Origin of the sequence: Burkholderia sp. LMG 13014 (genome assembly GCF_905232215.1) — a bacterium.
Taxonomy (GTDB): domain Bacteria; phylum Pseudomonadota; class Gammaproteobacteria; order Burkholderiales; family Burkholderiaceae; genus Burkholderia.
The window spans coordinates 1-2,357 of the sequence record NZ_CAJNKE010000776.1; the positions used below are offsets into that span (position 1 = coordinate 1).

The following is a 2,357-nucleotide window of genomic DNA, read 5'->3' on the forward strand; positions in this document are numbered from 1 at the left end:
CGTGTGCGGTCATCAGCCGATACAGCGTCGCACGCGAGATGCCCAGCTCGGCCGCCACGTCCGCATGCTGGTGGCGGTGGCGCAGCAGCGTTTCCTCGATCGCGTGCCGCTCGGCCTGCCGGCGCGCTTCCGCGAGCGTCGGCGGCTGCCGCGACGTGTACTGCTGCAGTTCGAGATCCACGGCCGAAATCATCGGGCCGTTCGTCATCACGACCGCGAACCGGATCCGGTTGATCAGCTCGCGCACGTTGCCGGGCCACGGATAGTTGTGGATCGCTTCGATCGCGCACGGCATGAAGCCGCGAATCCGGTGCGAACTGTCGCCGCGATAGCGCCGCAGCACGTGGTCGGCGAGCAGCATGATGTCACGGCCGCGCACGCGCAGCGGCGGCTCGTCGATGCGCAGCACGCACAGGCGGTAGTACAGGTCGGCACGGAACCGCCCCGCCTGCATCGCGGCTTCGAGATCGACGTGGGTCGCCGACACGATCCGCACGTCCACCGGAATCGACGCATGGCCGCCAAGCCGCTCGATCGTGCCTTCCTGCAGGAAACGCAGCAGGCTCGCCTGGCTTTCGAACGGCATGTCGCCGATTTCATCGAGAAACAGCGTGCCGCCGTGCGCGGCCTCGATCCGGCCGATCTTGCGCTGGTGCGCGCCCGTGAACGCGCCGCGCTCGTGGCCGAACAGTTCGGCCTGCAGCAGCGTCGACGGAATGGCCGCGCAGTTCACGGCGACGAACGGCGCCTCGGCGCGCAACGACTGCTGGTGGATCGCCGCCGCCGTCAGCTCCTTGCCGGTGCCGGATTCGCCGGCGATGAATACGGTGGCATCCGTGTTCGCGACCTTGCGGATCGTCGCGAACAGCCGGCGCATCGCGTTGCACGAGCCGATCATCGTGCCGCCGGGGGGCGCCGCATCGGCGTCCGGGCTGCCGTCCGCGAGCTTCAGCATCCCGTATGCATGGCCGACCAGATAGCCGATCGTCGTGTACGCGGTCGCGTTGCGCACGTAGTCGAAGCAGCAGTGGCGAATCAGGCGCGCGATGGCGAGATCCCGCAGCCGCTCATCGTCCGCGAGCGCGACCCAGCCGACGCGCGGGTCGCGCAGCAGCGCCTCGAACGACATGACGTCGGGCGACGCGAAGCCGCCGAAATCGACGATGCCCGCATGCGGACGGTTTGCCCTGACGAGATTCAGTGCGTCCGCAACGGTTTTCGCGCGCCACACGTCCCAGCCGCGCGACGCGAGACAGTCGACGAGCGCGGCATCGGGCTGCTGCGACAGGTAGACGAGCGGCCGCGACGGTACGACATGGTTGCGCCGGGCGGCCACGAACGACGCCGTACCCGCATCGCGTTCGAAATCCTGCGGGCCCGACACCCTGATCTGGCAGCAATAATTCACGATGGCCTCGTCGCTTGGGTTGGTTGTCGAAACGGCCGTTGCCGGATCGCGCAGCGCGGGGCATCGTGGTCCCGCGGCGCGGCGCCGGGCCGTCCTCGGATGGACGTTGCGCTATCGGCAGAAAACGACGCGCTGCGTGTAGATTTGCGGCTCGACGACCGGCTTCGTGGCACCGTTGAGGTCGTCACGATAGGCGCGGTAGGTCTTGCCGTTCACCGTGACTTCCGTCGCGCGGGCCGTCTCGATCGAGTTGAGCTCGTTGCGCTGCCACCCGCTCACCCGGTCCGCCGCCGTCACGCTCGACTCGCCGGCGATCTTCTGCGTGATCGCGCTGCCGTCGCTCCATGGCTGCGTCTGCATGTCCTCGGCATGCTGCATCGCGCCGATCGTCTTGCCGGTCGGCGTCGGTCCGTTCTGCGCTTCGAACGGCGCACCACGACCGTACACCGGCGATTGCCACGACGGCGCGTGCCCCTGCTCCGGCATCATGTAGATCATCTGCGGATCGCCGATCATCATCATCGGCGCGCATGCCGTGTTATCGGCGCGACCGAGTGTCGTCAGCGCCTGCTCGACGCTCACGGCGTTCGCTGCGGTCTGCTCGCCCAGGATCACGAAGACCGCCGGGTTCTGAAATACCGCCTGCGCTGCGGCTTGCGCGCTATACAACAACAGAGCGACCAAAAAGATCCTCATGATTGAGGCCTCCTTGCATCCTCGTCAGGCAAAAAGAGGTGTTGACCTCGGGGATGGGACCAACACCCGCAAACTGGCAACGACCGTCGGGCATCGGGTCCGAACGACGCCCGTGCGGCCGGTGTTCCGGTCGCACGGGAGACCGACCCGCGTGCTTACGACGACGTGCTCGTCGAGATGACAGCCGGAGCCGGCACGACCGGTGCAACCGGGGCGGCCTGCTGGTCGACCGGAGACTGCGGCAATCCTTGCG

Annotated in this window: 2 protein-coding genes; both read right to left on the minus strand. The window is 67.6% G+C overall.

Features of this window, described 5'->3' with window-relative positions:
- On the minus strand, positions 1-1,408 hold a 1,408-nt coding region (locus JYJ84_RS34450), incomplete at its 3' end, for a sigma-54 dependent transcriptional regulator (RefSeq protein WP_205190110.1).
- Positions 1,409-1,519: 111 nt separating this feature from the next.
- Entirely contained in the window at positions 1,520-2,104 is a 585-nt protein-coding gene (locus JYJ84_RS34455) for a hypothetical protein (protein ID WP_174955763.1), read from the minus strand.
- Positions 2,105-2,357: the final 253 nt, after the last annotated feature.